The following is a 26556-nucleotide window of genomic DNA, read 5'->3' as shown; positions in this document are numbered from 1 at the left end:
TTCAGGCCCTCCTTTCCGTCGTCTCAGTAATCATTGCGGCCAGACGCATGCGTGCCGTCGAAAGTCTGCTCATCACCGTGCCGATCGGGATCTTCAGGATATCGGCGGCCTCGCGGTAGCTGTGTCCCTCGACATTCACCAGCACGAAGACGCTCGCCAGGCCCTCTGGCATGGAAAGAATCATCTTGTGCAACTGATTGGCGTAAACCGCCTTCTCGCCGGATGCCTCGACCGACAACTCGTCCTGCTCGGCGGCATCGACCGTGCCGCCGCCGGTGCGAACCTTGCGCTTCCTGATTTCGTCGATCCAGAGATTGCGGGTCATTGCGTATATCCAGCTTTCAAGCCGCCCTTCGCCATTCCAGAGGTGATTGCGGGTGATTGCCCGCTCGCAGACCTCCTGAACCAGGTCATCGGCATCGGCGGCATTGCGCGTCAGTGTCATTGCGAAACGACGCAACTTGGGCAGGACGCTGACCAAGTCCCTTCTGAATTCGTTCGATTCGGCCGCTGGACGCATTGCTCTTCCAAAGAAACGTTCCGGAGCGAGGGTTTATTCGTCCGGGTCGAAATACACGCCGGTTGATATGAAACATTTGGCCCATGGTCTGCAAGTCGGCAGCCGGCAGGCAGCGCATATTTTGCCGCTTCCAAGGCATTTTCCCAATGCCCTATGAAAGGCCGGGCGACCAGAGCCGCCCGGCCTGAGCGGGATCAGTAGTGGCGAACGCCGCCAAGCGTTTCCAGGAGGGCGCGATATGCCCAGGTGTTCTCGCCGCCGCGATCTCGAATCTCGATCAGTTGCGCTTTTGCTTCTTCGATCTGTCCCTGCTCGACCAGGGCCTGGCCCATATAAGAGCGGGCAAGAATGTAGTTTTCGTCGGTTTGCAGCGCCCGTTTGTAATAGCTCATGCCCAGTTCCATCCGCCCGGCCTTGCGGTGGGCATAACCGCGGTAATTCAGGATGCGGGCACTGTTCTGGTCCTTGACGGCGTCGAGCACCTTCAGCGAATTTTCGTATTGGCCGGCATAGGCAAGTTCGCGTGCCGCCTTGAAGAGGATGTCGTCGTCAAGGCCGCTCTTCTTGGCGTTGACACACTCCTTCTTTTTCTCGTCCCAAACCTGTCCGTCCTTGCATTCCGTGGAGGTCTGGGTCTTTTTCGGCGGGGCCGTAGTGTCCTCACCGGCGGCCCAGGCGGTTTGCCCAAGCGTAAAGGCGGAAACCGCAGAAAAAAGAGCCAACAGTGCGGTCTTGCGATTGATCATGGTCATCTCCTGGTTTTGAAACTGCCCCCGGAAAACGGGATTGCCCGACGTCTTTGATGACGCCGGCGGTCCGGTCAGTTCCGTATGACGGATGACGAACGCCGAATATTTCCCAGCATAGCGCTTTTTGCCGTTTTGGCGAGTATCGATAACGATCAATGATTCAGAAGCGCGTGGTTTCGACGAGCGTCACCGAACGGCCGTCCATGGTGAGTTCGAACCGCTCGCGAACGAGATTCCAATGGCCGGGGCTGCCGGAAATGAAAAACAGGTTGAACCCGGCCGGCGGTTTCCTGCCGCCACGACCTTGCGAGGCCGAAGCGATGCCAACCACGGGCACCGGGCTGATCTGGCCCTTGAGGGAATAGACCGTGTTCAGATGGGTGTGGCCATGGAGCACCAGTTCGGCGCCTCCGGCGGAAATCGTTGCGGCGAAGCGGCGGATCCCGAGCATGCGCTTGTGCATGGAGGTCGCGCCGTGGATAGGCGGATGGTGGATCATGACGACGCGGAACAGACCGGCTTCACCGGCTGCACGCAAGAGATTGACGGTCTCGCGCGCCTGACGGCTGCCGAAATAGCCGCTGGCGGCGAAGGGAGGAGTGGCGACTGCGGTCGAGCAGCCGATCAATGCCACCTGGCCGCGGACTCGCAGATAGGGATAGCAGTGAAAATCCTCGTTCCACTCCGCCGGTCCGCGTTCGCCGCGCATGTAGGGGTACCAGGCCTTGGTGGTCTTTTCATAGGCGCCCGGCACATAGGCATCGTGATTGCCGGGCACGATGGAAATGTTTTCCGGGTCGCCGGCTTCCTTCAGCCATGCGGTCATGATCTCGATTTCACGCGAAGAGGCGAGGTTGACCAGGTCACCGGTAATCGCCAGGTGATCCGGATCGGCACGCTCGATCTCGTCCATCAAAAGGTTGAGCGTGTTGCCGACCAGGTGGTTACGGCGGTTGCGGTGCCAGTTGACGAAGCCGGTGATGCGTTTCGAGGCGAGTTCACGGTAGGAAAGATCGGGCAGGGGGCCGAGATGAATGTCGGAAATATGCGCGAGTTTGAACATAATTTGTACCTAGCGCATATTCCCGGAAAGGGGAATCATGCGATGCGCTTTATCCTCCGCATGACATCGATGAAAGGAACCGGATCGGCATGACCGAAGCGCCGCCGGAAATGCACAGCTGGAAGACGCGGCTGGTTACCCGCCTGATGCACGGCTATTTCGCCTTCGCCCGAGGCATGACCATGGGCGTGCGCGCCGCCTGTTTCGACGACAAGGGGCGGATTTTTCTGGTCCGGCATTCCTACGTGCCTGGCTGGCATATGCCGGGCGGCGGGCTGGAGCGGCGCGAAACGGCCTTTGCAGCGCTGGTCAAGGAACTGCGTGAGGAGGGCAATCTGGAACTGACGGATCCTCCCGAACTTTTCCATGTCTATTTCAACCGGCTGACGAGCAAGCGTGACCACGTGCTCTTCTATCGCTGCCGCAATGTCCGCCAGACTGTACCGCGCAAGCCGGACCTGGAGATCGTCGAGAGCGGCTTTTTCGCCCTCGATGATCTGCCGAAGGACACGACGCCTGCCACCCACAGGCGGCTGGCGGAGCTTTCGGGAAAAACGCCGCCAGCCGATTTCTGGTAGCATCAGGCCGCGAGCTTCTCGCGCTCATGCGCCGCATCGAGATCAAGCTCGGGGCCAGCCGGAACGACACCGGTCGGGTTGATCATCGTGTGGCTGCGGTAATAATGCTCCTTGATGTGGCGCAGGTTGACCGTCTCGGCAACGCCGGCAACCTGATAGAGGTCCTGCAGATAGCCCTGCAGGTTCTTGTAGTCGCCGATGCGGCGGATGTTGCACTTGAAGTGCCCGACATAGACCGGGTCGAAGCGCACCAGCGTCGTGAACAAACGCCAGTCGGCCTCGGTAATGCGTCCGCCGGTCAGGTAGCGCCGGGTCGCCAGACGCTCGTCCAGTTCATCCAGCACATCGAAGAGTATCGTGATGTTTTCCGCATAGGCTTCCTGCGTCGTGGCGAAGCCGGCCTTGTAGACGCCGTTGTTGACGGCGTCGTAGATGCGCGCATTCAGGCTGTCGATCTCGCTTCGCAGTTGCTCGGGATAGAAGTCGTCCCTCGATCCCGTGAGCCCGTCGAAGGCCGAATTGAACATGCGGATGATTTCCGAGGATTCGTTGGAGACGATCGTGTTTCGCTTCTTGTCCCAGAGGACGGGAACAGTGACCCGGCCGGAATAGCGTGGATCGGCCTTCACATAGACCTGCCAAAGCGTTTTGGAGCCGAACAGATGATCGACCGTTCCACCGATCTCGTTCTTGAACTCCCAGCCGTTCGACAGCATCAGCGGATCGACGATCGAGACGGTAATCAGGTCCTCGAGCTTTTTCAGTTTGCGGAAGATCAGCGTGCGGTGCGCCCAGGGGCAGGCAAGCGACACGTAGAGGTGATAGCGCCCGGCCTCCGCCTTGAAGCCGCCTTCGCCGGAGGGCCCGGCCGAACCGTCGGCGGTGACCCAGTTGCGGAACTGTGCGGCGGCTCGCTCGAAGCGGCCCTTCGTTTCCTTGGTGTCGTACCAGACGTCGTGCCAGATACCCTCGACCAGCATGCCCATCATTGATCTCCTGCGGCGTGAGTGCCGCTGTTCGTGACTTGATTGTCGAGTAGATAACGCGTCTCGGCCGCGCATATTAGCCAGCAAATGCTGAACAGTGCGTTTTGGGCTTTGACAGAGGCCGTTTTTCTGCTATCGGGCCTCCCAGACTTTTTCATGCAACCGGATTCATATTCGATGTTCTTTCCAGGAAACCCGCGACGACGCTGATGCTGAACACGCCCTTCGGGCGTAGCCATCACATTTATCGTCTCGCATGCAGGGTTTTCTGATGTTTATGAAAAAGCACGACCTCGTCTATCTCATCGAAGACGCGTCTCACGACGCCGCGATCGAGATCATCAATGAAGAAGCCTTCGGTCCCGGCCGGTTCGCCCGTGCCGCCGCGCGTATCCGCGAGCAGGGGCCGCACGACCTGTCGCTTTCCTTCGTCTGCGCCGACAATGGCGAAACCATCGCTTCAGTGCGGATGACGCCGGTGCTTGCCGGCTCCGTCAAGGGCCATCTCCTCGGCCCGCTTGCGGTGCGGCCTTCGCACAAGAATCGCGGAATTGGCCGCGAACTGGTGCGGATCGCCGTAGAGGCGGCACGGCGCAAGGGCTCGGAAGGCGTCGTCCTGGTCGGCGACCCGCCGTATTATCAGCCGCTCGGTTTCGAGAAGGTGACCTACGGAGCGCTGGTTTTCCCAGGACCGGTCGATCCGAACCGGGTACTCGTTGTGCCGATGGCCGAGGATGTGCATGCCCGGCTGAAGGGTGAGATCCGGTGGGCTGATCACGTGGAAAGGTGAAGGGGCGCTGGCGCCCCTTGACCGGCGTCAGAGGCTGTAGTTCAGCGGAACCCAGTCATAGTTCGTGTCGTCCCGGCGCAGATGTCCAATTCCTGGAAAGGCGATATGGGCGCCGGCGACCAGATAAGCGCCGTCGGCGGCATGCTGGAAAGCGGCCTTGCGTGCGGCAACCGCCATCTGCTGGTTGACATCGAAGGCGATCGCCACATCGGGCTCGTCGAATTGCAGAACGTCGCCGTGGGTAATATCACCCCAGAACATCAGCTTCTGACCCTGGCTTTCAATCACGATCGCACTGTGGCCCGGCGTATGCCCCGCCATGAGGACGGAGCCCAAGCCCGGTAAGATCTCGGCATCGTCGCCGAAAACTTCGAATTTCTCTGCTTCGATGTATGGTGTCAGGCAGGCGCGCGCTTCAGCGAAATGCTTTTGCACCGCTGCCGTCGCCTTCTTTTCCTCGTTCGAATCGAGCCAGAATTCGGCTTCGCGACGGTTGACGCGGACAGTGGCATTGGCAAAGACGCGCTTGCCCTCGGCGACAAGGCCTCCGGAATGATCCGTATGGACATGGGTCAGGATGACATCGTCGATCTCTTCCGGCTTGTAACCCGAGGATTGGATATTGGCGACCAGCTTGCCAAGCGTCGGGCCGAGAAAGGTGCCAGTGCCGGCGTCGATCAGGACCAGCCGCTCGCCGGTATTGACGAGATAGGCATTGACCGAGGTCTGAGAGGATGGCCCCTGGAACGCAGCAGCGAGCGCAGCTTCTGCATGGGCGACAGTTGTGTTGGCATACAGCTTCGCAAGCGGAATGGCGATCGTTCCATCCGAAAGCGCCGTAACCTCATAGGCGCCGATGTTCAGCCTGTAGTAGCCCGGAGCCTGGCCGCCTTTCAGCGGCGCCTTGGAGAAGACGAGATCGGGAAGCGCTGCGGATGAGGCCGCGGCAAGAAAGGTGGTGGCAGTTGCCTTGAGAATGGCCCGGCGGGTTGGCATTGGGAACTCCTTGAGCAGATATTGTGAGGGCCTTGCAAGCCCGTGCACAAGAACGTAACTATGCGACTATCAGCAATCAAATCGATGCCGAGCATGGAATCTATCGATCATTTCAATTTACGGGCCTTCGATCTCAATCTCCTGATCGCCTTCGACGCGATGATGGAGGAGGGGAGCGTCACGCGTGCTGCGCGGCGGCTGAAGATCGGCCAGCCGGCCATGAGCCACAATATTTCGACCCTGCGCATGTTGTTCGAGGACGAGCTTTTCATCCGTGTGGGGCAGATTATGCAGCCGACGGCGCGTGCTCGCACCTTGGCAGGGCCCATTCGCAACGCCCTGCGACAGGCCCAGGCAGCGCTCCTCTCTGCCGATGTCTTCGACCCGGCAACGGAAAGCCGGGTGTTTCGCTTGGGTATGTCAGCGGAGGTGCAGCTTCTGCTTTTGCCGGATCTGACGGCCCGGCTGCGCAAGCTTGCGCCCGGCATCCGGATTCTCGCAAGGGATTGTCCGCCGGACCAGGTCGATACGATGATCGATAGCGGCGCGCTCGACATGGCGATCGGCTGCACCTATTCGCGCGCCACGCGCCAGGTTTCGGAGGTGCTGTACGAGGCGGAGGTGCAGTGCTGCTACAATCCCGCTTTGCTTTCGCTCGGCGTTCCCGTCGGCCTGGACGACTATCTCGCTGCCGATCACGCGGTCATCTCGCAGAGCGAGAGCCTGCACGGCTGCGTGGAAGACGCGCTCGAATTTGCCGGAGCGGACCTCAATGTCGTTTCCGCCGGGCCTGATTTCATGTCAATCCTGTCGACGGCCAAGGCCAGCCCGGTAATTGCCACCATCTCCGCCCGGATCGCCCGGCGATACGCGCCGTTGATGGGGTTGGTCGTCAGCCCGGTTCCGCTCGATCTGCGTTTCCCGCCCGTGACCGTCGTGTGGCCCGCTCATGCCGACAAGGATGCGGCGAGTGTCTGGCTGCGGGATCAGATAAGGGAGGTGTTCAGCCAATCCCAGGAATGGCCGACGCCCAAGATCGCCGCCCAGTAAGGCCCGCGCACGCGGCACTCATGCCGAAGGGGCAAGCCACGTCGGCTGCGCCAACGCTCACCGACCCTCGCGGTGCCAGGTGGCGGAGAGCATGAACAGCAGGGCGGCAAGGCCGAGGAAACCGGCAAACAGCGACAGCGAATTGACGCCCTTCAGCACCGTCTCGTCGGTCATGCGCAGCGACATGCGCTGGTCATCGGCGACGCGGACGGTGCCGCGCACCGGCAGGATCGGCGGCAGGTCCACCGGTCCCTCGGCGCCGGCAAGGCGGCGTACCAGCCCTTTCGTCTTTTCCGCCCAGGGCCTCAGCATTTCCGTCGTGGAGATCGTCGCCTTGAACTCCGGCGCATCGACGCTGCCGACATGCACCAGCGTGTTGAGATCGCCATTGATTACTTCGAACAGACCGGTTTCCGCCGTGCGGACGGTGGCCTTGTAGAGACCGGGCTCGGCCTCCTTGAGCGCAACGTGTTCCGTCTTGCCGGAGGGGTAGGACAGCGTCGCCGTACCCGGATCGCCTGCAATCGTCTGCCGGGCGATTTCCAGCGTTCGGCCGCTGGCATGCGCTGTGAGCGCTTCTTCCTCCAGCGCCGGTTCCTGCATCAGCCAGTGGGCCGTGCGGCGATAGAGCGAGACGCTCGGCCCGCCGCCTTCGAAGCCGCGTGCCCAGAGCCAGCCCTGGTCGGAGAGCAGCATGGCAACGCGGCCCTTGCCGACGCGGTTCAGCACAAGCAACGGCTTGCCGTCGGCTGCCTGCATCACCGTCTGCCCGAGCGGCCGGTCGACATCCACCGTGCGGAACCAGCGGCCCCAGTGCGGCGGCTCGCTGGCGGCGCCTTCCAGCCCGCGGGTCACCGGATGTTTCCTGCCTTCATCCGAGAGCCGTGGATAAAAGGCCTTCTCGTTGACGTAGCCGGTGGGGTTGGCCGGAAGCACGGCCGAGAGCGGGGTGGTTGCGATCGAATCGTCGCCCGCATGCTCCGGGCCGGCTGCGATCAGCAATGCGCCGCCGTTTTCCACATATTGGGCGATGTTGTCGTAGTAGAGGATCGGCAGCACGCCGCGATGCTGATAGCGGTCGAAGATGATCAGGTCGAACTCCTTGATCTTTTCGACGAAAAGCTCGCGGGTCGGAAAGGCGATCAGCGAGAGTTCGTTGATCGGCGTCCCATCCTGCTTTTCCGGCGGCCGTAGAATGGTGAAATGCACGAGATCGACGGCGGCATCGGACTTCAGCAGATTGCGCCAGGCGCGCTCGCCGGCATGTGGCTCGCCCGAAACCAGAAGCACCCGCAGGTTCTCGCGAATGCCGTCGATGACATGAACGGCGCGGTTGTTGGTCTGCGTCACTTCAGCCGGGACCGCGGCGACGGCAAATTCGAGGATATTGTTGCCACCGCGCGGCACGGTGAAGGTAAACGGCACATCGGTGCCGGGCTCGGCCATTTCCGTGGCGATCTTGTTGCCGTTGAGGCTGATGGTCACTTCTGCCGTACCGCCCGGCGCCATGCCGTCATCGGCGATACGGAATGTGACCTTCTGTTCTTCGCCGACAATGCCGAAGCGCGGGCCACTGACCACCTCGATGCGGCGGTCGAACTCGTCCGGCTTGCCGGTGATCAGGCCGTGGACCGGTGCGTCGAAGCCGAGCGGCTGGTTGATATCGGGTATGTCGTGGATCTGGCCGTCAGTGATGAAGATCGCGCCCCCGACACGAGACGGCGGGACGTCGGCCAAGGCCGTCTGCAGGGCCGTGAAAAGCTTCGTCGACGGCGTTTCCGTATTCTCGTCATCAGCCGCCTCGACGATGCGAGGCTCGATCTGCGGGAATTTGGCAAGCCGCTGCTTCAGCGTCACCAGGGCCGCATCGGTCATTTCGCGCCGGCCGGCATTGTCCTGGCTCTGGCTGCGGTCAACGACGACGCCGACGATGGTCGACAGCGGTTCACGTTCTTCCTGAAAGAAGACCGGATTGGCAACCGCAAGCACAAGCGCCGCAAGCGCCGCCGTGCGGAACGCCGCGCCGCGCACGCCACGCCAGAGGCCGAGGGCCGACAGGAGAACGGCGATCAGCGCAAGAACGGCGATGAAGGGCCAGGCGAGGAGCGGCGAGAAATCGAGTGTCATTGCCAAGCCCTCACTGGCCAAGCCGTTCGAGCAGAGCGGGAATGTGCACCTGGTCGGCCTTGTAGTTGCCGGTCAGCATATACATCATGATGTTGACGCCGGAGCGATAGGCATATTCGCGTTGCTGCTCGTCCGGTGGCACGGTTGGCAGAAGCGGCGCACCATTGCCGTCGATCGCCCAGGCGCCGGCGAAGTCGTTGCCGGTGATCATGATGGGCGAAACGCCGTCGCCCGCGCGGGCGGGCCTGCCGGTCGGCTGCGAGCCGTTGTCCGGCTGTGCTTCGATCCACAGCGGGCTGCCGTTATAGCGACCCGGAAAATTCGACAGCAGGTAGAACGACTTGGTCAGCACATTGTCGGTCGGGACAGGCTCCAGCGGCGGAATGTCCAAATCGCCGAGGATCGCCTGCAACCGCTCTGAATTCGGGCTGGTGTTGCCGGAGTTCGTTCCAAGCGAAGAGAACTGATCGCGCGTGTCGAACAAAACCGTGCCGCCGGCGCGCATATAGGCATCGATGCGGCTGACCGCCTGCGGGCTCGGCATCGGCGCATTGGCGGAGATCGGCCAGTAGATCAGCGAGTAGAACGACAGTTCGTCCGACGCGATGTCGAGGCCGACGGGCGGTCCCGGCTCCAGCGTCGTGCGATAGGTGAGGAACTCCGTGAGGCCGGCAAGCCCGCGCTCGGAGAGCCGGTCGACCTCGGCCTCGCCGGTGATGACATACGCCAGATGGGTCTTGTCGAGCCGCGCCAGTATATTCTCGTCGCCGGGCTTGCCGTCGTCGGCAAGCGAATGGCCCGGCGCTGCAACAAGCGCGGCGGCGGCAAGAGCGATGACGACGGCAGTGGTGGCCGGTATTCTCAATCGAGCAAAGGCGCCGCCCATGAAGAGAACGACGGCGGAGTCGACAAGCAGCAGGATGAGTGCGACGGCAAACAGTGACGGTTTCAAGGACCACGCCTCGGCGCCGATCAGCGCTTCGGATGTGTATGCCATGGGAAGGCCGGTGGCATCGATCGGCTTCAGCCGGGTGTCTCGAGGAAGGAGATTGAGAGCGCTGAAACCCTCTTCCGAGCCGTAGAGTCCGGGCGGGTTTTCGGCGCTGGAAACCGGTGCCTTGCCGGCAGAAATTTCCAGCGGCCGCGCCCGGCCGGTTTCGCTGGTCAGCACCCCGTCGGCATTCAGGAGCCGGTAGGGTGCCAGGGTCTGTCCCGGCGTCGTGCCCTCGCTCGCCACGCCGCCGCTGCGCGATAATTGCACGCTGCGGCGCAGCATCTCGACGAAATCGCCGGAAATCGGCAGGTTCGACCAGGTCGCTTCGGCGCTGACATGGAACAGGATGATGCGGCCGGCCCCTTGCGCCTTGGTGGTCACCAGCGGCGTGCCGTCGGCGAGGCTTGCCCAGGTGCGCGACGAGAGATCCGCCGTCGGTTCGGCGAGCACCTGGCGCTTGACGAGAATGTCCTGCGGACGCGGCATCCCGGCAAACGGGCTGAGTGCCGGATAGTCGGCTAGAGGCTGCGGTTGCGACCAGGACAGCGCGCCGCCGAGCGCGCGCTCCCCTTGCCGCAGCGTGACGGGCACCAGCGGATCGTCGGCGGGCGCGGCAGCAAGGCGAGGCCCGGCGAAGCGGATCAGCGTGCCGCCGTTTTCGATCCACTTGGTTACAGGCGCATAGGTCTCATCCGGCAAGCGGCCGATATCGGCCATGATCAGCATGGAAGGCTTCTGTGCCAGGAGCTCGGGGATTGCGACGGCCAGATCGGCTTCGTTCGGCTGAACGAGATCGGCATACGGCGCCAGCGCCCGGTTGATGTAGTAGAGCGGCGACAAAAGCGGCTGCGACTGGTCGCGGGCTTCGCCGCTCAAAAGCGCCACCCGGCGGCGGCGGAACCCGTCATCGAGCAGGAAGGTGCCGCCGGCAGTCGCCGTGCCGTCGATGGCGATGCGGGCAAAGTCGTTACGCAGTTCGAAGGGGGCTGCAAGCGTTGCCGTGGCCACACCTTCGCCGGCGGCGAAAGCGACCGATCCGTTGGCGACCGTGCGGCCGCGGGTGTCATAGGCCGTGATCGGCAGCGTCCGCGCACTGTTCGTATCGAGCCGGCTGGCGGTGACCACCATGGAATCTGCGTCGTTGGCCGAATTGGTGATGGCCACCGCCTGATCGCCACGGCCTTCGACCAGCCGCAAGTTGGCGGGCGCAAGCGCGGCGAGCTCGGCCATCACCTTGCCATCACCGGTCTCGATCCCGTCCGTAAGAAAAGCCAGCGTGCCGGGAGCCGTCCCGTCGAGAGCAGTCTTCAGAGCATTGACGGCCGCGGTCCGCTCGGGCTGCAACGGTTGCGGCGAGGCGGCTGCGAGCCGGTTGCGGGCGGCAGTCGCCGATCCCGGCACGGCATTGTGCTCGCTGTCGGCGGTGAAGACGATGGCGACCGGCAGATTCCTGTCTTCCGCGTCGCCGATCAGCGCTTCGGCGGTTTCCACCCGGCGTTCCCAATCGGCGGCCGTAGCCCACGAATTGTCGATCACCAGCGCCAGCGGGCCATCGGCAGACAGCGTGTTGGAGCGCGGATTGAAGACCGGATCGGCAATTGCGAAGATGATGGCGGCGGCCATCAGCATGCGCAGCAGCGTCAGCCACCACGGGCTTTTCGAGGGTGTCTCCTCGCGTTTCAGCACCCCGGCAAGGATGCGCAGCGGCGGAAATATTTCCGTGACCGGCTTCGGCGGCGTCATGCGCAGCAGCCACCAGATCGCGGGCAGAGCGACCAACGCCGCAAGCATCATCGGATTGGCGAAGATGAAGGGCAACAGGCTCACAGCTGGCCTCCATGGGTCGCACGTCCGGGCATGCCGGAGAGATACATGTGCACCGCCACCAGCGCCTCGGAGGCGAGGTGATCGGTGCGGTGCGGCGTGAAGGTCCAGCCGAGATGGCGCAGCATATCGCCGAGACTGTCGCGCCGGGCGAAATAGGCGCGGCGATAGTCATCGGCGACGATCTCGGCGCGTCCGGCGGTCAGTTTCTCGCCGGTTTCAGGGTCGGTGAATTCGGTGCGTCCGGCATAGGGAAACGCCTCTTCCGCCGGATCGGCGATCTCGACGATATGGCCGCGCATGCCGCGGCGGGCGAGCGGCGCAAGCCGCGCCATGATCGTGTCGACGGGATCGAGGAAGTCGCCGATCAGCACGAGGTCGCTGACGGCGCGGATCATGCCGGTCTGCGGCAATCCGCCCGAAAGCGGCGTGTGCATCAGGGCCGATGCCAGCCGTTCGGCGGCGTTGCGGGCCGAGACGGGCTCCATGACGCCGGGGCAGCCGATGCGCTCGCCGGAGCGGGCGAGAATTTCGGCGAGTGCCAGCATCAGCACCAAGGCCCGGCTTTCCTTGGAGACATGCCCGAACTTCGACTTGTACATCATCGAGGGAGAAAGGTCGGCCCAGAGCCAGATGGTGTGGGCGGCCTCCCATTCGCGGTCGCGCACATAGGTATGGTCGTCGCGGGCCGAGCGGCGCCAGTCGATGCGCGACAGGCTTTCGCCGTCGCTATACGGCCGGAACTGCCAGAAATTTTCGCCGATGCCGCGCTTGCGGCGTCCATGCCAGCCGGAAATCACCGTGTTGGCGATGCGCTTGGCCTCGACCATGCAATCCGGAATCAGTCTGGCACGCATCTGCGCGCGGGAAAGGACCTCTCCGGATGGTGTTCGCTCGACGATATGCCCTATGGCAGCCATTCATTATCCCCTGGCTTGCTTCACCAGGCCGGTGATGACGTCTCGCACCGACATGCCTTCCGCCCGCGCCGCGAATGTCAGCGCCATGCGGTGTTGCAGGACGGGTTCGGCAAGCGCCATGATGTCGTCGATGGAGGGTGCAAGCCTGCCGTCATAGAGCGCGCGGGCGCGGGCACACAGCATCAGCGACTGCCCGGCGCGCGGACCGGGGCCCCAGGCGACATTCTTGTCGGTCGCCGTATTGCCGTTGCCGGGGCGGGCAGAGCGAACCAGCGCGAGGATCGCATCGACAACTTTCTCGCTGACGGGCATCTGACGGATCAGATGCTGGATATCCTGAAGCTGCGCCGCATCGATGACGCCACGGGCCTCGTTCTCATATACGCCGGTGGTTTCAAGCAGGATCTGCCGTTCGGCGGCGAGTTCCGGATATCCGACATCCACCTGCATCAGGAAGCGGTCGAGCTGGGCTTCCGGCAGCGGATAGGTGCCCTCCTGCTCCAGCGGGTTCTGCGTCGCCAGCACATGGAAAGGCTGCGGCAGGTCGTTGCGCCGGCCGGCGACGGTGACGTGATATTCCTGCATGGCCTGCAACAGCGCCGACTGCGTGCGCGGGCTGGCGCGATTGATTTCGTCGGCCATAAGCAATTGCGTGAAGATCGGGCCGGGCACGAAGCGGAAGGACCGCCGGCCGTTCTCGTCCTGGTCCATCACTTCGGAGCCGAGAATGTCGGACGGCATCAGGTCGGGGGTGAACTGGATACGGCTGGAGTTCAACCCCAGCACCGTGCCGAGTGTCGAGACGAGCTTGGTCTTGGCAAGGCCAGGCACGCCGACCAGCAGCGCGTGGCCGCCGGAGAGGACGGCAAGCAGTGTCTGTTCGACGACGGTTTCCTGGCCGAAGATCACCTTGCCCACTTCCTTGCGGATCAAGGCGATTTCGCCGAGCGCCTTCTCCGCGGCGGCGATGATCGCCCTTTCGTCAACCGCGCCGTCTGTGGTCTTCATCACACCCATCGTCTGTCTCCAGTGGCCGGCAACGGTCTCGAATCGCCAAAAGCGCTCGTTCCGTCTCTGTTTTTCAATCTAAGCTCTGCTGGGTGGCTGACAAGACGCCACCAAAGCACTATCTCGTGAAACACGTGGTCTATAAAACGCAAGAATAGGGCCAAACGGGACGGAACGATGGCGGACGCCAAAATACATCAGAGCGGCGATGCGGCGGGCCTTGCGGCATTGATCTCGCGCGCCGCCGGACAAGCGGGCGAGCAAAGCAAGGGATTGCCGCCGGTCGATCGATGGAATCCGCCATTCTGCGGCGATATCGACATGGAAATCCGCGCCGACGGCACCTGGTTCTACATGGGCACGCCGATCGGTCGCCAGCCGCTGGTGCGGCTGTTTTCCACGGTCCTGCGCAAGGACGAGGACGGCAAAACCTATCTCGTAACTCCTGTGGAAAAAGTGGGCATCCGCATCGTCGACGCGGCTTTCGTGGCCGTCGAGATGAGCAGGACAGAGCGCCAGGGCCAGCAGGTGCTGACCTTCCGCACCAATGTCGGCGACGTCGTCGAGGCGGGGCCGGAGCATGCGCTGCATTTCGTCATCCACGGCGACAACAACGAACTGAAACCCTATCTGCATGTGCGCGGGCGGCTTGAGGCCCTGGTGTCGCGTTCCGTGATGTACGATCTGGTCGAACTCGGCGAGACCATGACGATCGATGGCGTCGAAATGTTTGCAGTGCGTTCCGCCGGGGCGGTCTTCACGGTCATGCCTGTGAAGGAACTGGAAGCGCTGTCGGTATGATGGATACCCTGTTTTCAGCCGGTGATTTTCGCCGCCGCGCGCGCAGCCAATCCGGCAGCCCGGTGGAGGACGCCTGGCGCGAGCATGGCGATTTCCTGCTCAATCCGGATGTCATACCCCATCTCGAAACGCTGAAGCTCAGGGATGCGGCGGTGCTGGTGCCGGTCATCGAAGACGGCGATGAAGCGCGCGTCATCTTCACCCAGCGCACGTCGACGATGCGCAAGCATTCCGGCCAGGTCGCCTTTCCCGGCGGTGCGATCGACCCGGAGGACGATACGCCGGAGCGCGCGGCGTTGCGGGAAACCGAAGAAGAGATCGGCCTTGACCGACGTTTCGTGGAGACGGTCGGCCGGTTGCCTCACTACATGGCGATGTCCGGTTTCCGGATCACGCCGGTGCTTGCCGTCGTGCAGCCGGGTTTTCAGCTTGTGCTCAACCCGGTTGAAGTCGATGCCGTCTTCGACGTGCCTTTGTCGTTCCTGATGGATCCGCGAAATCATGGGCGAGGTCGCGCGACCTGGCAGGGCGCCGAGCGGCATTTCTACCGCATGCCCTATGGCGACCGGAATATCTGGGGCATTACCGCCGGGATCGTCCGTATGTTGTACGAAAGGCTCTATGCATGACCTCCGTTGCCGCCGAACCCTGGTTTTCGGCGCCTGCGCTGACGCGCGTCTTCAATCTCCTCAATGCCGATGGCGGCGAGGCCCGCGTTGTCGGCGGTGCTGTGCGCAACAGCCTGATGGGGCTTCCCGTAGCCGATATCGACATGGCAACGACGCTTCTGCCGGACGAGGTTGTCGCCCGGGCAAAAAAAGCCGGCATCAAGTCGGTCCCGACGGGGATCGACCACGGCACGGTCACGCTGGTCATCGAGGGCGCGCCGTTCGAGGTGACGACATTGCGCCGCGACGTCGAGACGGACGGCCGCCGCGCCGAGGTCGCCTTCGGTTCGGACTGGAAGGTCGACGCCGAGCGACGGGATCTGACCATCAATGCACTCTATGCCAATGCTAAGGGCGAGGTGATCGACCTTGTCGGTGGGCTCCCCGACATCGAAAAACGCCATATTCGCTTCATCGGCAATGCGGCCGAGCGCGTGGCGGAAGACTATCTGAGGGTGCTGCGCTTCTTCCGCTTCTTCGCTCACTATGGTTCGGGACGGCCGGATGCGGATGGCCTCCGCGCTTGCGCAAAGGCTCGCTCCAAGCTGGGGACGCTTTCGGCCGAGCGGGTCTGGTCGGAGATGAAGAAGCTGCTCTCTGCCAGGGATCCCGGACGGGCGCTGTTGTGGATGCGCCAGGCGGGCGTGTTGAACGAAATTCTGCCCGAAAGCGAAAAATGGGGCATCGACGCCATCCCGGCCCTGGTCGCCGCCGAACAGGCGTTCGGCTGGCAGCCCGAACCGCTGCTGCGGCTCGCAGCCATCGTGCCGCCGGACGTCGAGCGGCTGGAAGCGATGGCGAAACGGCTGCGCCTTTCAAAAACCGAGGCGGCCTTCTTCTTGGCATGGGCGAAAGCACCGCGTCTGCCGGCCGTGATTGCCGATACGGTTTTTGCGCGACTGCTTTATCGGCATGGCTCAAACGGCCTCGATACCAGCCTGAGGCTCGCTCTCGCCGCGTCGCGGCAGAAATCGGAAAACGACCCGGCTCAGCTTGCTGAAACAGGTCGCCTGTGGGGACTGCTCGGGAAGACGGAAAACTGGCAGAAGCCGGTATTCCCTCTGACCGGCGCTGATGTGCTTGCTGCCGGAATTGCCGCGGGACCGCGGGTCGGCGAGGTTCTGGCCATGCTTGAGGATCAGTGGGTGGAGGGTAACTTCAACGCCGACCGGGCAACGCTCGTTGCCCGGCTCCAGTCGATAGTCTGAAGTCAGGCTGCCTGCGTTTCGTCGACGATGCGGGCCTTGATATTGTCGACCATGTTTTCGCGGATCAGGGTTTCGCCGTGGGCCTGGCGCATGTGCTCGACGGCGCGGCGCACGATTTCAGCATCACTGTCGGCCCTGGTATGCCAGTTGCAGCCGGGCACGAGGGTCCCGCATTCAAACAATCGCATGATGCTCCTCCTTGCTTTTTGATCTCTTCCGCTGGGGCAGGTCCGGCAAGCGGAATACCGTCTAGTATAACCGGAAATGCCATCGAATGGTTCCACGATTGTAGATGCCCTGTCTTTCCATCGCGGCAGGTCGCGAGCGGTACGACCGGACATGGCCTTGAACGTTCCTTTTCGTGGTCACATTGTCGCCCGATCCATCCTTGACCTTGGTGCCGGGGTATTCCCCTCCGGACAGGTGGCGATCGCCGCCTTGAGACTGACTAAGGAAAGGAAAGCATATGACCATCCGCCACATGCCCGTGGCAGCCTTGACCGCTGCCGCACTGAGCCTGATCGTCATCAACTCGCCGGCTTTTGCCCAGGGTGCTTCTCAGACGCAAGCCACGCAGCCGATACAGGGCACCGCGCCCGCCGTCATCAGCGACAAGAGGATCGAAGCTTTTGCGGTGGCCTATCTGCAGGTTAACAAGGTGCGGCAGGACTATGCCGCCAAGATCGGCGCGGAGAAGGATGCGACGGCCAAACAGAAGCTTCAGAACGAGGCCAACAAGCAGATGATCAACGCGGTCGAAACGTCGCCGGACATGTCGCTGGAGGAATACAAGTCCATCATCACCGCGGCGCAGACCAATCCTGAAGTTGCCCAGAAGGTGCAGGAAAAGTTGAAGACGACGACGTCAGCGCCGTAGCGAGGCGACGATCGGAGCAGGGCGGCAATTCCGATCCTGCTCCAGCGCCCGCAGGCCGACAGACGGCGCATTCGCCGGCTGTCGCCCAAGAAACCACTATAGAAATGCCCGGCTTTGATGCTATGCCTTCATCTCCCTGAGACGTCCGCAAAGGCATGCCTTCCATCATGAGATCCTCTCTTCAGCAGGAATTGATCGCCTCCATCCGCAACATCGCGGATTACCCCAAGCCCGGCATCATGTTCCGCGACATCACCACGCTTCTCGGCAATCCGCGCGCGTTTCGCCGGGCGATCGACGAGCTGGTCCATCCCTTTGCCGGCACGAAGATCGACAAGGTCGCCGGCGTCGAGGCGCGTGGCTTCATCCTGGGCGGCGCGATGGCGCACCAGATGTCATCCGGCTTCGTGCCGATCCGCAAGAAGGGCAAGCTGCCGCATGACACGGTGCGCATCGCCTACAGTCTCGAATACGGCATAGACGAGATGGAGATGCATCGCGACGCCATCAAACCGGGCGACAAGGTCATCCTGGTCGATGACCTGATTGCCACCGGCGGCACTGCCGAGGGCGCGGCCAAGCTGTTGCAGCAGATGGGTGCCGATATCGTCGCCGCCTGCTTCATCATCGACCTGCCGGAACTCGGCGGCCGCAAGAAGCTCGAGGCGCTCGGCGTCAAGGTGCTGACGCTGATCGAGTTTGAAGGCCACTGAGTTTACGCGTCAGGGAAACTCGATCACTTTGCTTTCGAACCGGATGACGGGCTCGCCGTTCTGGTTCTCGCCCTCGCACAGGATGGTGTTGATCCGCCATCCAGGACGCGATTCCAGATCCTTCGCCGTCACGAAGGTGACGAAATAGGTGATCACATCGCCAGCAAAGACCGGCCGCAGCCAGCGCATATCGCGAAAACCGGGCGATGGGCCGAGCTTCGGCGGCTCTATTCCCTCGGCCGCCAGCCGCTTCATTTCGCCCAGCCAATAGGGCACGAAACATTTCATCCAGCCCGCGCAGGTGTGCCAGCCGGAGGCGCAGAGGCCGCCGAAGAGCGATTGCCGCGCTGCTTCCGCATCGAGATGAAACGGTTGCGGGTCGAATTTTTCGGCGAACCGGATGATGTCATCGGCGGTGAAAGCAACGCTGCCGGTCATCACCTTCGTACCTTCGGGGTGAACCTCGGAGAGCCTCATGCGTCGCTTCCTGCCGGTTTGCAGCGGATCATGTTGGCGTAGTCACAGATCGCCACCGTTTCTCCCCGCTGGTTGATGACCTCGCCACGCAGTTGCACAATGCCGATCTCGGGCCTGGAACGGGACGTCCGCGCCTCGATGACCGTGCAGGTGCCCGAGAGCGTATCGCCGGCAAGCACAGGCTTCTTCCACTCCATGCTGTTCACGCCCGGCGATCCCTCGGACGCCGTTCGGTGGATATAGCTGTCGCAAAGCATGCGCATCATGATGGCGCTCGTGTGCCAGCCGGAGGCCGCAAGGCCACCGAGAATGCTCGCCTTGCCGGCTTCCTCCGACAGATGCATGGGCTGCGGATCGAATTCGGCGGCAAAGGCGACGATGTCCTCGGCCTTGACCGTCACCGGCTTGAACGCGAACCGCGTGCCGGCAGGAAAATCCTCGAAATGAAGCATGGGTTGTCGTCCTCCTACCGGGGCGTCTTTAGCATCCAGCCCTGGCACTGGAAACTGGCGGGAGATCACCTGTATCAGTGCGGGATCGCCAGTTCCTGGCCGTTGATCTTCATCTTGCCGCTCTCGTCCACCACGAGGTTCCACATCTGGCGGCCATCGGCTTCTATCTTGGCGAAGCCCTTCATCATCAGCAGCACGAACGCCGCTTGCCCGAACTGCGGAACGGTCTGGGCATTCTGCTGCAGATAGGAAATAGTCTTGTCGAAATCCCTTGCGTAGATCGTGACGTCGGTGCTTTGGCGCCCCTGCTGTTCCGGGTAGACGGTCGTCGTACCCGAAAGGCTGATATCGTAGACCGACGAGCGGGCGGAGACGTCCTCATATCTCAAGGTTAGCGCACCACCCGGCAGGAACACGCGGCCGGCTGCGGTGGACTGCTCGTCCGTCAGCGGTTTTTCGGCGTTGAAATCGGCGTGGTCCAGGAAGTAGCCAATGCCGCTTGCAAGGTTGAGGTTTTCGAAAGCGGCGCCGAAACTAACCGTCTCGGGCAGTGCTGCGACGAACGCGTCGGGTACGACGCCCGGTGGCACTGAGGGCCTGTCGATGACGATCCCGAAACCGGCTTTTGCACCATCTTTCAGGCCGTTCGAATTGACCGTATAGCGTAAGGTCTGCGCCCCGAAGGTGCCTGCCGGCGTGACTACCTTCAGGTTCGCGACATCGATGGATTCCAGCAATGCGTCGAACATCGGCAGGTTGGCGCGCACAACCTCCTTGAGGCGTGTCTGATCCTCGGGCGTCAGTCTATCGGCTTTCACCTTGTCCAGAACAAAGAAGATGATGTCGTGCAGCGGCTTGTAGGCGACACCGTTCATGGCGACATCTGCGGTCACGCTGTCTGCCGAGACATCGATCCGCGCCTTGGCCGGATCGATGACGGTTTCAGTGAAGGCACTCATCGCCGTATTGGAGCGAAGATCGATCGTGCCCGGGTTTCCCCGCTTGCTTTCGAGGATCGACTTCATCGTGCCGAAATGTGCTTCCACCGATTGCAGCGGAGAACGGGACGACATGAAGATGCCATTGGCGGTCATTTCCGCGGATTTGGGATAGAGAATTTCGGGGTCATAGACCCCGTCCATTCGAAAGCCATCGATCTTGTAGCTGAAATCCGTCTTGTCGGTTCCGACGGTGAACTGCCCCTTGACGTCGAGATCGGCGGATTGGGAAAAATTCCACGCTCCGTCTTCCAGGGGGCGGATCAATGACAGAAGGGGCTTCAGTCCGGAAATGCTGAAGGTTTTTGGGTCGACATCCTTCAAGAGCACGGTCGGATCGAAGGTGACTTCGTAATCCGCGGTGCCGGGCCGGACCTTGATCAGGCCCGATTTCGCTACGCTGTCCGGCAGGTAGGATGTGAATTTCTGCTCGAGCTGCCGGGCGCCTTCATGGGTAATCTCCGCGGCCAGCGCCGGCTGGGTCACGAGCGCGGTGGAGAGCAGCAGTGCGGGGATCAGGCGCATCGAAGAAACTCCTTAAATATGTCTTCAGCCAACATACAGCCGGCGATCGCGACGGCAAGCGTCGCTGATCGCCCTGCGAAAGAGTTTTCGAAGAAATCAGGTGTTGAAGCGGAAGTGGATCACGTCGCCGTCCTGGACGACATATTCCTTGCCTTCGTCGCGCGCCTTGCCGGCTTCCTTGGCGCCTGTTTCACCGTTGAAGGCGATGTAGTCGTCATAGGCAATGGTGTTGGCGCGAATGAAGCCGCGCTCGAAGTCCGAGTGGATGACGCCAGCCGCACCCGGGGCCTTGGTGCCGCGCTCGATCGTCCACGCCCGCGTTTCCTTCGGGCCGACGGTGAAATAGGTGATGAGGTCGAGCAGCTTGTAGCCGGCGCGGATCAGCCGGTCGAGACCCGCTTCGTGAAGGCCGAGCGCCTCGAGGAATTCCTTGGCCTCCTCCTCAGGCAGCTGTGCAACTTCGGCTTCGATCGCAGCCGAAATAACCACGGTTTCGGCGCCCTGCGCCTTCGCCATTTCCTCGACCGCCCTGGTATGGGCGTTGCCGGAGACGGCATCTCCCTCGGCGACGTTGCAGACGTAGAGCACCGGATGGGCGGTCAGAAGGTTCAAACCCTGCAGGATTTTCTTTTCTTCGGCATCCAGCGTCGACAGCAACGTGCGGACCGGCTTGCCGTCCTGAAGCAGCTTCAGGGCTGCGTCCATGACCGGCAGCAGCGTCATCGATTCCTTGTCCTTGGAGGCGGCGCGCTTGCGGGTCTGCTCGGTGCGGCGCTCGAGGCTCTCGAGATCGGCGAGCATCAGCTCTGTCTCGATCGTCTCGGCATCGCCGACCGGGTTGATGCGGCCCTCCACATGGGTGACGTCGTCATCCTCGAAGCAGCGCAGCACATGCACCGTCGCATCGACCTCGCGGATGTTGGCGAGAAACTTGTTGCCGAGGCCTTCGCCCTTCGAGGCGCCGCGCACGAGGCCGGCGATATCGACGAAGGAGATGCGGGTCGGGATCAGTTCCTTCGACTTGGCGACATCGGCAAGCGCGCGCATGCGCGGGTCCGGCACGGCCACTTCGCCCGTGTTCGGCTCGATGGTGCAGAACGGATAATTCGCGGCTTGAGCCTGCGCCGTCTTGGTGAGCGCATTGAAGAGAGTGGACTTGCCGACATTCGGCAGTCCGACGATACCGCATTTGAAACCCATGGCACCTTGTCCATATCTTGAAGAACTTTGCCCTGCCTATGGGGGAAGGGGGTGATATGGTCAAGCCTTGCGGCGGTACGGCGGCGCTTTTTCCGGATTTGCCGCCTGCGGCGCCGGCAAACTGGCCGGCATGGCCGGGCGCAGCCATCTCACTCGCGCAGCACCCGCGTCATCGTTGCCACGGGCGGCCCCACTTGAACGGCGTTTCCGGCGGTGCGAATATTGCCGGGTTGAAATCATCCTCCGCCGGCCCTCTTTGTTTTTGAGAGGATATCCAGATGAGTGAAAACGACACCACCATCAAACCGAAAACCAGGACCCGGCCGAAGCTGGCGAGGCCGAAGCTCTACAAGGTCATTCTCCTCAACGACGACTACACGCCGCGCGAATTCGTCATCCTGGTGCTGAAGGCGGTATTTCGCATGAGCGAGGAGACCGGCTACCGGATGATGATGACGGCGCACAAGCTCGGCGTCTGCGTCATCGTCGTCTGCGCCCGCGACATCGCCGAGACGAAGGCGAAGGAAGCGACCGATCTCGGCAAGCAGGCGGGATTTCCGCTGATGTTCACCACGGAGCCGGAGGAATAGTCAGATGCCGGCCGGTCGTCTTTTCTGAAAACCCGTCTTGTCCTGCACGAAGCCACAGCCCTCATAGAATTTCAGCGTCGCCGGGTCCTGCGAGCCGGTCAGGAGCATCACCTTGTAGCAGCCTTTCTGCCAGGCCTGCTCGAAGGCATGGCGGATCAGCGCCCCGGCATGGCCGCGCTTGCGAAACCGCGCGTCGGTCACGACGTTTTCGATGAGCGCATAGGGCTTGCCGCCGCGGGTGAGGTTTGGAAGGATGCTCAGCGCCACCGATGACGTGATCGTTTCTGCAGAAACGGAAACGAAGACCGTCATGCCGGGATGCGCCAGTATCTCGGCGAACCTTTCGGCGGCAAGACCGGAGGGGAGCGGCGGATCGTCGGCATGGAGCTGCCGGTAGAGAGCGAGCAGCCCGGACAGGTCGCTCGCCTTCGCCGGCCGGATGGCCAAGTCGCCGGTCGTCACCGGCTATTCGCCCTTATTGCCGAACAGCTTCTTCAGCATGTCGGCCATCGGTCCGGTTGCCGGCAGCGTTTTCGGCTGGGTACTGTTGCGGGCCTGGCGGATATGCGATTTTCCGGCGGACTTTGCTGGTGCCAGTTCGGGCTCCGGTTTGCTGCCGGTGGCGAGTGCCAGCTTGTTCAGGAGCTGCGAATCCTCGCCCCTGACCAGCATCGCCGCATTGTCGGCGAGCGCGTCGAGCAAAGGGTCCAGCCAGACACGGTCGGCCTTGGCGAAATCGCCGAGCACGTGGTTGTGTACCTGTTCCTTCGAGCCGGGATGGCCGATGCCGAGCCGCAGGCGGCGATAGTCCTTGCCGCAATGGGCGTCGAGCGATTTGATGCCGTTGTGGCCGCCATGACCGCCCGCCGTCTTGATACGCGCTTTGCCGGGCAGAAGGTCGAGCTCGTCGTAGATCGCCAGGATGTCCTTCGGCTCCAGCTTGTAGAAGCGCATGGCTTCGCCGACCGCTTCGCCGGAAAGGTTCATGAAGGTCTGCGGCTTCATCAACAGCACGCGCTCGCCGCCGAGCTCTCCTTCGGAGACCAGCGCCTTGAACTTCCTGGACCAGGGCGAAAAACCGTGCCGCCGCTGGATCGCGTCGACGGCCATGAAACCGATATTGTGGCGGTTGCCTGCATATTGGGGGCCGGGATTGCCGAGCCCTGCGAAAATCAGCATGGATATATCTCTACCAGTCAAACAGCGCTGTCTTGCACCGCGTCGGAGCGCGCAAGTCAACTGTTTACCACAGACGATCCGTCATTTCTCATCTGGCGCGAATGCCGCCTGTGATCCGCTATCGGTTCGGTCGCAGGCCGTATTTGGCGAAAATGCGGTCCTGGGTGCCATTGGCAATCAATGTGTCGAGTTCTGCCTGCATCTTTGCAATGAATTCGTCCGGCAGGTTGAGATTGCAGGCAAAGCCGTACAGTTTTCCCTCAAGCACGAGAGCCGATTCAAGCGGCTGGCCTTGATCGCGCATGGTCTCGAAGGTCTTTTCGGACGTCATCATCAGGTCGATGCGGCCGCTCACCAGCTTCTTTTCTGTCGTCTCCATGTCGGCGGCGAGATCGATCTTCGGGAAACTGTTCTTTTTCAGGAAGTTGAAGGAAAAGTCGTCGCGCTGTGTGCCGACGGTGAAGCGCTTTGCGTCCTCGATATTGGACGGATTGACGCCGGATCCCGCCTTGCGCACCATCACCATGCGGTCGGCGAGCAGCGGTTCGACCCATTTGAACCGCTTGTCGCGCTCCTCGTCATGGCCCGTGGTAAACAGACAGGTCCAAGGCTGGTTCTCCGTCAGAGACAGCGCTCGCGCCCAGGGCAGGATTTCGAGCGAATATTCGGCATCGAGCGCCTTCATCATCAGTTCGGCCTGCTCGACCGACGCTCCCTTCACAGCGCTGTTCTCGCTGAAATTATATGGCGGATACTCCTCGGTCAGCAATCGGAGGGTCTCGGCATGGGCCGTGCCCGACAGGAGCAAAAACAGTGCTAAGGCGAATTGTTTCATATCTGCTTTTCTTCTGTTTTTGTCATGCGCAGTCCGTAGCCTTCACTTCCGATTCCATTTCCAGCATGAGCAGCATGTTTTCAATCGGCATCGGTCGGCTGAAAAGATAACCCTGGCCGTAGTCAAGTCCGAGCTTGCGCAGAAGCTCCCACTGTTCCTTCGTCTCGATGCCCTCGGCAACGACGGTGCAGCCCATCTGGTGGGAGATGGTGCGGATGCCCTTGATCAGCATTCTGCTCTTGCGGCGAACATCGGCGGTTCCGGTGCTGAGCGAGCGGGTGAAGGACTGGTCGACCTTGACGATATCGACGGGGAAGCGGTTGAGGTAGCTGAGCGAGGAATAGCCCGTTCCGAAATCGTCGAGCGCGATGCGGCAGCCGAATTCACTGAGCTGCTTCAACACTGCGTGAACGTCCGGATTGTCGAGCATCAGCACGGCCTCGGTGATCTCGATGACGATACGGGCAGGGGAGATGTGGTGTTTCAGAAGCAGCGCCGCGAGCTTGTGCGGCAGCGTTTCCGTGAACTGAAGCGGTGAGAAGTTGATGGCGAGATAGGTCGTATCGGCGCCTTCGAGCTGGGTCAGGCGCGCGAGATTGCCGATTGCTTTCTCCAGCACGCGCTCACCAACGCGAGCGATCGATCCGTTCTCCTCGGCGATACCGATGATTTTGGCGGGAGACAGAATGCCCTTTTCCGGATGGTTGAGGCGCATCAACGCTTCGAACCCGGCAATACGGCCGTCACCGAGACTTACGATCGGCTGCAGGTAGGCCTCGAACCAGTCCTCCTTCAGCGCCGCCTCGATATTCTGCTCCATTTCATGGCGCTCGCGGGCGCTGTCGAGCATGCTGGTGTCGAAGACGAGCATGCCGTTCTTGCCGTCACGTTTGCGGGCGTACATCGCCATGTCGGATTTCAACAGCAGCTCCGCTGCGTTGGCCGCGTGATCGGGGTAAAGCGCGATGCCGATGCTGGCGCTCACCGAAAGGTCTGCCCCCTCGACGAGGATCGGCTCGCGCAGCTTGGCACAGATGCGGTCGCCGATCTCGCTTGCCAGGGCTTCGACCTCGTCGGCATTGACGAGAATGGCGAATTCGTCGCCGCCGAGGCGGGACATCGTGTCTTCCAGGCGCAACGTGGTACGGATGCGGGCAACCACCTGGCGCAGCACCTCGTCGCCGACGGCGTGGCCGAAATGGTCGTTGATCCACTTGAAGCGGTCGAGATCGATGAAGATGCAGGCCAGTTGCGTCGTCGTCTCGTCGGCGTTGCGAATGGCGTCGTCCAGCACTGCCTCAAAACCCTGGCGATTGAGAAGGCCGGTCAGGTGATCGGTAATCGCCTGCGCGTGGTTGCGGCTCTCGGCCTGCTTGAGTTCGGTGACGTCGGTCATGACCGAGAGCGAAAGACCGCAGTGCTCGTCGCCCGTGGCGCTCTTCATCTCGAGGATGAGAACCGTCATGGTCTCGCCGTCGGCCTTGATGAAAGGCACGGTGACTTCACAGATATTGGCATGCGTGGCATTGCCGTTGCCGCGGCGCGCCCGATAGGTCTCATGCCAGTGGTCGTCGACGAAATCGGTGAAGGTACGTCCGATGACCTGGTGGCGGCTGTAACCGGTTGCAATCAGCCAATAGTCGCTGACCGCAGTGAGGCGGTTGTCGGCATCGAGTGAGAACAGCATGGACGGTGTCAGGTTGTAGATATCCGTCGCGCGGGCATGCGCGAGCTTCAGTTCCTTCTCCTCGCGCTCCAGATTGCTCTGCATTTCATTGAAATTATGGGCGAGTGTGCCCATTTCGTCGTCCGACGTCCAGTCGACATGGTGGCGGGAGCCGAGCCGCCGTGTCGCTTCGATCGCGGCTGTGAGGCGCATCAAGGGCCGGATCACGGTGATGCGGTTTCCGAGGATGGCGGAGGCGAAGACCACGCCGACAGCGACAACCAGAATGGCAAAGACGGTGAGTTCGTCCTTGCTGAAGCGCGACAGCAGGCCCGGCGTTGCCACCCAGATTTCGACGGTGCCGACCGACCTCTGGCCATCCTGCGAATTGTAGAGGATCTCTTTCGAGAGGGTCTTGTGCGGCACGTTCGGATCGACGGGAACAGGGGGAACGTGGACGGAAATGGTTCCGGAGCTATCCTTGATGTGGACGCTGAGGACGTCGACGTTGGCGCTCAGGGATTTTGCGATGTGCTCGGCGCCGTCGCGGTCGAAATCCCAAAGGGGCTTGCCGAGAGCCTGGGCACCGGCCTCCATGAGGATCTGCGTGTTTTGCAGCCGTTCACGGGCGACGCGTTCCGATGACAGGGTCAGGAAAAGGACGATGAGAGGGGCGACGAACATAAGCATCGCGCCACAGACAATGGCAATAAAACGGTTCTCGACAGAATGCATCATCGGATGCACCCGGTCGCGCTGCTA

The 26556-nt window shown here is 62.0% G+C and carries 27 protein-coding genes; 9 read left to right on the top strand and 18 right to left on the bottom strand.

Features of this window, described 5'->3' with window-relative positions; all coding sequences use genetic code 11:
• Position 1 precedes the first annotated feature (1 nt).
• The 3 genes from JNB71_RS05325 to JNB71_RS05315 all read right to left on the bottom strand — a co-directional run bounded on the left by JNB71_RS05325 (position 2) and on the right by JNB71_RS05315 (position 2332).
• A complete protein-coding gene (locus tag JNB71_RS05325; protein WP_018326921.1) occupies positions 2 to 520 on the bottom strand; it encodes an RNA polymerase sigma factor in 519 nt (172 codons plus the stop codon).
• Positions 521 to 714: 194 nt separating this feature from the next.
• Complete coding sequence (locus JNB71_RS05320; protein ID WP_220370757.1) at positions 715 to 1272, bottom strand: tetratricopeptide repeat protein; 558 nt, start codon at positions 1270 to 1272, stop codon at positions 715 to 717.
• 157 nt (positions 1273 to 1429) lie between these two features.
• Complete coding sequence (locus JNB71_RS05315; protein WP_220370756.1) at positions 1430 to 2332, bottom strand: metallophosphoesterase family protein; 903 nt, start codon at positions 2330 to 2332, stop codon at positions 1430 to 1432.
• A gap of 89 nt (positions 2333 to 2421) precedes the next feature.
• Between JNB71_RS05315 and JNB71_RS05310 the strand changes: the two genes are divergently transcribed.
• Positions 2422 to 2910, top strand: a complete 489-nt coding sequence (locus JNB71_RS05310) for an NUDIX domain-containing protein (protein ID WP_220370755.1) — start codon at positions 2422 to 2424, stop codon at positions 2908 to 2910.
• Positions 2911 to 2912: 2 nt separating this feature from the next.
• Here JNB71_RS05310 and JNB71_RS05305 read toward each other — a convergent pair whose 3' ends face one another.
• The gene (locus tag JNB71_RS05305) at positions 2913 to 3896 is read right to left on the bottom strand and encodes a glutathione S-transferase family protein (RefSeq protein WP_220370754.1); all 984 of its coding nucleotides are present in this window, start codon (positions 3894 to 3896) and stop codon (positions 2913 to 2915) included.
• Positions 3897 to 4173: 277 nt separating this feature from the next.
• On the opposite strand from JNB71_RS05305, the gene JNB71_RS05300 reads away from it, so the two are divergent.
• The gene (locus tag JNB71_RS05300) at positions 4174 to 4686 is read left to right on the top strand and encodes a GNAT family N-acetyltransferase (protein WP_220371154.1); all 513 of its coding nucleotides are present in this window, start codon (positions 4174 to 4176) and stop codon (positions 4684 to 4686) included.
• Between the two features lie 27 nt (positions 4687 to 4713).
• Here the strand turns inward: JNB71_RS05300 and JNB71_RS05295 are convergent, their stop codons facing one another.
• On the bottom strand, positions 4714 to 5682 hold the full coding sequence (locus JNB71_RS05295; RefSeq protein ID WP_220370753.1) for an MBL fold metallo-hydrolase: 969 nt from the start codon (positions 5680 to 5682) through the stop codon (positions 4714 to 4716).
• 93 nt (positions 5683 to 5775) lie between these two features.
• Between JNB71_RS05295 and JNB71_RS05290 the strand changes: the two genes are divergently transcribed.
• Positions 5776 to 6732, top strand: a complete 957-nt coding sequence (locus JNB71_RS05290; RefSeq protein WP_220370752.1) for a LysR family transcriptional regulator — start codon at positions 5776 to 5778, stop codon at positions 6730 to 6732.
• A gap of 57 nt (positions 6733 to 6789) precedes the next feature.
• Here JNB71_RS05290 and JNB71_RS05285 read toward each other — a convergent pair whose 3' ends face one another.
• Genes JNB71_RS05285 through JNB71_RS05270 form a run of 4 tightly spaced genes read right to left on the bottom strand, consistent with a single transcriptional unit; the run spans position 6790 to position 13614 of the window.
• Positions 6790 to 8859, bottom strand: a complete 2070-nt coding sequence (locus tag JNB71_RS05285) for a hypothetical protein (RefSeq protein WP_220370751.1) — start codon at positions 8857 to 8859, stop codon at positions 6790 to 6792.
• A gap of 10 nt (positions 8860 to 8869) precedes the next feature.
• The gene (locus JNB71_RS05280) at positions 8870 to 11647 is read right to left on the bottom strand and encodes a DUF4159 domain-containing protein (RefSeq protein ID WP_220371153.1); all 2778 of its coding nucleotides are present in this window, start codon (positions 11645 to 11647) and stop codon (positions 8870 to 8872) included.
• 29 nt (positions 11648 to 11676) lie between these two features.
• Positions 11677 to 12597, bottom strand: coding sequence for a DUF58 domain-containing protein (locus JNB71_RS05275; RefSeq protein WP_220370750.1), 921 nt, complete (start codon positions 12595 to 12597; stop codon positions 11677 to 11679).
• 3 nt (positions 12598 to 12600) lie between these two features.
• Positions 12601 to 13614, bottom strand: coding sequence for an AAA family ATPase (locus JNB71_RS05270; protein WP_220370749.1), 1014 nt, complete (start codon positions 13612 to 13614; stop codon positions 12601 to 12603).
• A 168-nt stretch (positions 13615 to 13782) separates the two neighbouring features.
• Here JNB71_RS05270 and JNB71_RS05265 point away from each other — a divergent pair, with 168 nt between their 5' ends.
• The 3 genes from JNB71_RS05265 to JNB71_RS05255 are packed head-to-tail and all read left to right on the top strand — an operon-like array spanning position 13783 to position 16282.
• Positions 13783 to 14406 (top strand): DUF1285 domain-containing protein, encoded by a 624-nt coding sequence (locus JNB71_RS05265; RefSeq protein ID WP_220370748.1) that lies wholly within the window; start codon positions 13783 to 13785, stop codon positions 14404 to 14406.
• Positions 14403 to 15035: a CoA pyrophosphatase gene (locus JNB71_RS05260; RefSeq protein WP_220370747.1), complete on the top strand. Its 633-nt coding sequence runs from the start codon at positions 14403 to 14405 to the stop codon at positions 15033 to 15035. The genes JNB71_RS05265 and JNB71_RS05260 overlap by 4 nt, the downstream gene beginning before the upstream one ends.
• Entirely contained in the window at positions 15032 to 16282 is a 1251-nt protein-coding gene (locus JNB71_RS05255) for a CCA tRNA nucleotidyltransferase (protein WP_220370746.1), read from the top strand. The genes JNB71_RS05260 and JNB71_RS05255 overlap by 4 nt, the downstream gene beginning before the upstream one ends.
• A gap of 2 nt (positions 16283 to 16284) precedes the next feature.
• Here JNB71_RS05255 and JNB71_RS05250 read toward each other — a convergent pair whose 3' ends face one another.
• Complete coding sequence (locus JNB71_RS05250) at positions 16285 to 16470, bottom strand: DUF1059 domain-containing protein (RefSeq protein ID WP_220370745.1); 186 nt, start codon at positions 16468 to 16470, stop codon at positions 16285 to 16287.
• A 278-nt stretch (positions 16471 to 16748) separates the two neighbouring features.
• Between JNB71_RS05250 and JNB71_RS05245 the strand changes: the two genes are divergently transcribed.
• Positions 16749 to 17159, top strand: coding sequence for a DUF4168 domain-containing protein (locus tag JNB71_RS05245; RefSeq protein ID WP_220370744.1), 411 nt, complete (start codon positions 16749 to 16751; stop codon positions 17157 to 17159).
• A 167-nt stretch (positions 17160 to 17326) separates the two neighbouring features.
• Positions 17327 to 17872, top strand: coding sequence for an adenine phosphoribosyltransferase (locus JNB71_RS05240; RefSeq protein ID WP_220370743.1), 546 nt, complete (start codon positions 17327 to 17329; stop codon positions 17870 to 17872).
• A gap of 9 nt (positions 17873 to 17881) precedes the next feature.
• Here the strand turns inward: JNB71_RS05240 and JNB71_RS05235 are convergent, their stop codons facing one another.
• From JNB71_RS05235 to ychF, 4 genes are all read right to left on the bottom strand, one after another.
• Entirely contained in the window at positions 17882 to 18349 is a 468-nt protein-coding gene (locus tag JNB71_RS05235) for a MaoC family dehydratase (RefSeq protein ID WP_220370742.1), read from the bottom strand.
• Entirely contained in the window at positions 18346 to 18801 is a 456-nt protein-coding gene (locus JNB71_RS05230; protein ID WP_220370741.1) for a MaoC family dehydratase, read from the bottom strand. Before JNB71_RS05230 ends, JNB71_RS05235 begins: the two co-directional genes overlap by 4 nt.
• Before the next feature lie 74 nt (positions 18802 to 18875).
• Complete coding sequence (locus JNB71_RS05225) at positions 18876 to 20324, bottom strand: hypothetical protein (protein WP_220370740.1); 1449 nt, start codon at positions 20322 to 20324, stop codon at positions 18876 to 18878.
• Positions 20325 to 20420: 96 nt separating this feature from the next.
• Positions 20421 to 21524, bottom strand: coding sequence for a redox-regulated ATPase YchF (gene ychF, locus JNB71_RS05220; RefSeq protein ID WP_018326940.1), 1104 nt, complete (start codon positions 21522 to 21524; stop codon positions 20421 to 20423).
• 278 nt (positions 21525 to 21802) lie between these two features.
• On the opposite strand from ychF, the gene clpS reads away from it, so the two are divergent.
• Positions 21803 to 22114, top strand: coding sequence for an ATP-dependent Clp protease adapter ClpS (gene clpS, locus JNB71_RS05215; RefSeq protein WP_220370739.1), 312 nt, complete (start codon positions 21803 to 21805; stop codon positions 22112 to 22114).
• Here clpS and JNB71_RS05210 read toward each other — a convergent pair whose 3' ends face one another.
• The 4 genes from JNB71_RS05210 to JNB71_RS05195 all read right to left on the bottom strand — a co-directional run bounded on the left by JNB71_RS05210 (position 22115) and on the right by JNB71_RS05195 (position 26532).
• Positions 22115 to 22576: a GNAT family N-acetyltransferase gene (locus JNB71_RS05210; protein WP_220370738.1), complete on the bottom strand. Its 462-nt coding sequence runs from the start codon at positions 22574 to 22576 to the stop codon at positions 22115 to 22117.
• 3 nt (positions 22577 to 22579) lie between these two features.
• Positions 22580 to 23293, bottom strand: coding sequence for an aminoacyl-tRNA hydrolase (gene pth, locus JNB71_RS05205; RefSeq protein ID WP_220370737.1), 714 nt, complete (start codon positions 23291 to 23293; stop codon positions 22580 to 22582).
• A gap of 118 nt (positions 23294 to 23411) precedes the next feature.
• Positions 23412 to 24128 (bottom strand): substrate-binding periplasmic protein, encoded by a 717-nt coding sequence (locus JNB71_RS05200; protein ID WP_220370736.1) that lies wholly within the window; start codon positions 24126 to 24128, stop codon positions 23412 to 23414.
• A gap of 22 nt (positions 24129 to 24150) precedes the next feature.
• Positions 24151 to 26532, bottom strand: a complete 2382-nt coding sequence (locus JNB71_RS05195) for a putative bifunctional diguanylate cyclase/phosphodiesterase (protein ID WP_220370735.1) — start codon at positions 26530 to 26532, stop codon at positions 24151 to 24153.
• Positions 26533 to 26556 lie beyond the last annotated feature (24 nt).

It is taken from the genome of Rhizobium herbae (genome assembly GCF_019511375.1).
GTDB classification, from domain to species: Bacteria; Pseudomonadota; Alphaproteobacteria; order Rhizobiales; family Rhizobiaceae; genus Pararhizobium; species Pararhizobium herbae_A.
The sequence above is the reverse complement of the archived record's forward strand: the minus strand, read 5'-3'. Positions and strand labels throughout refer to the sequence as shown.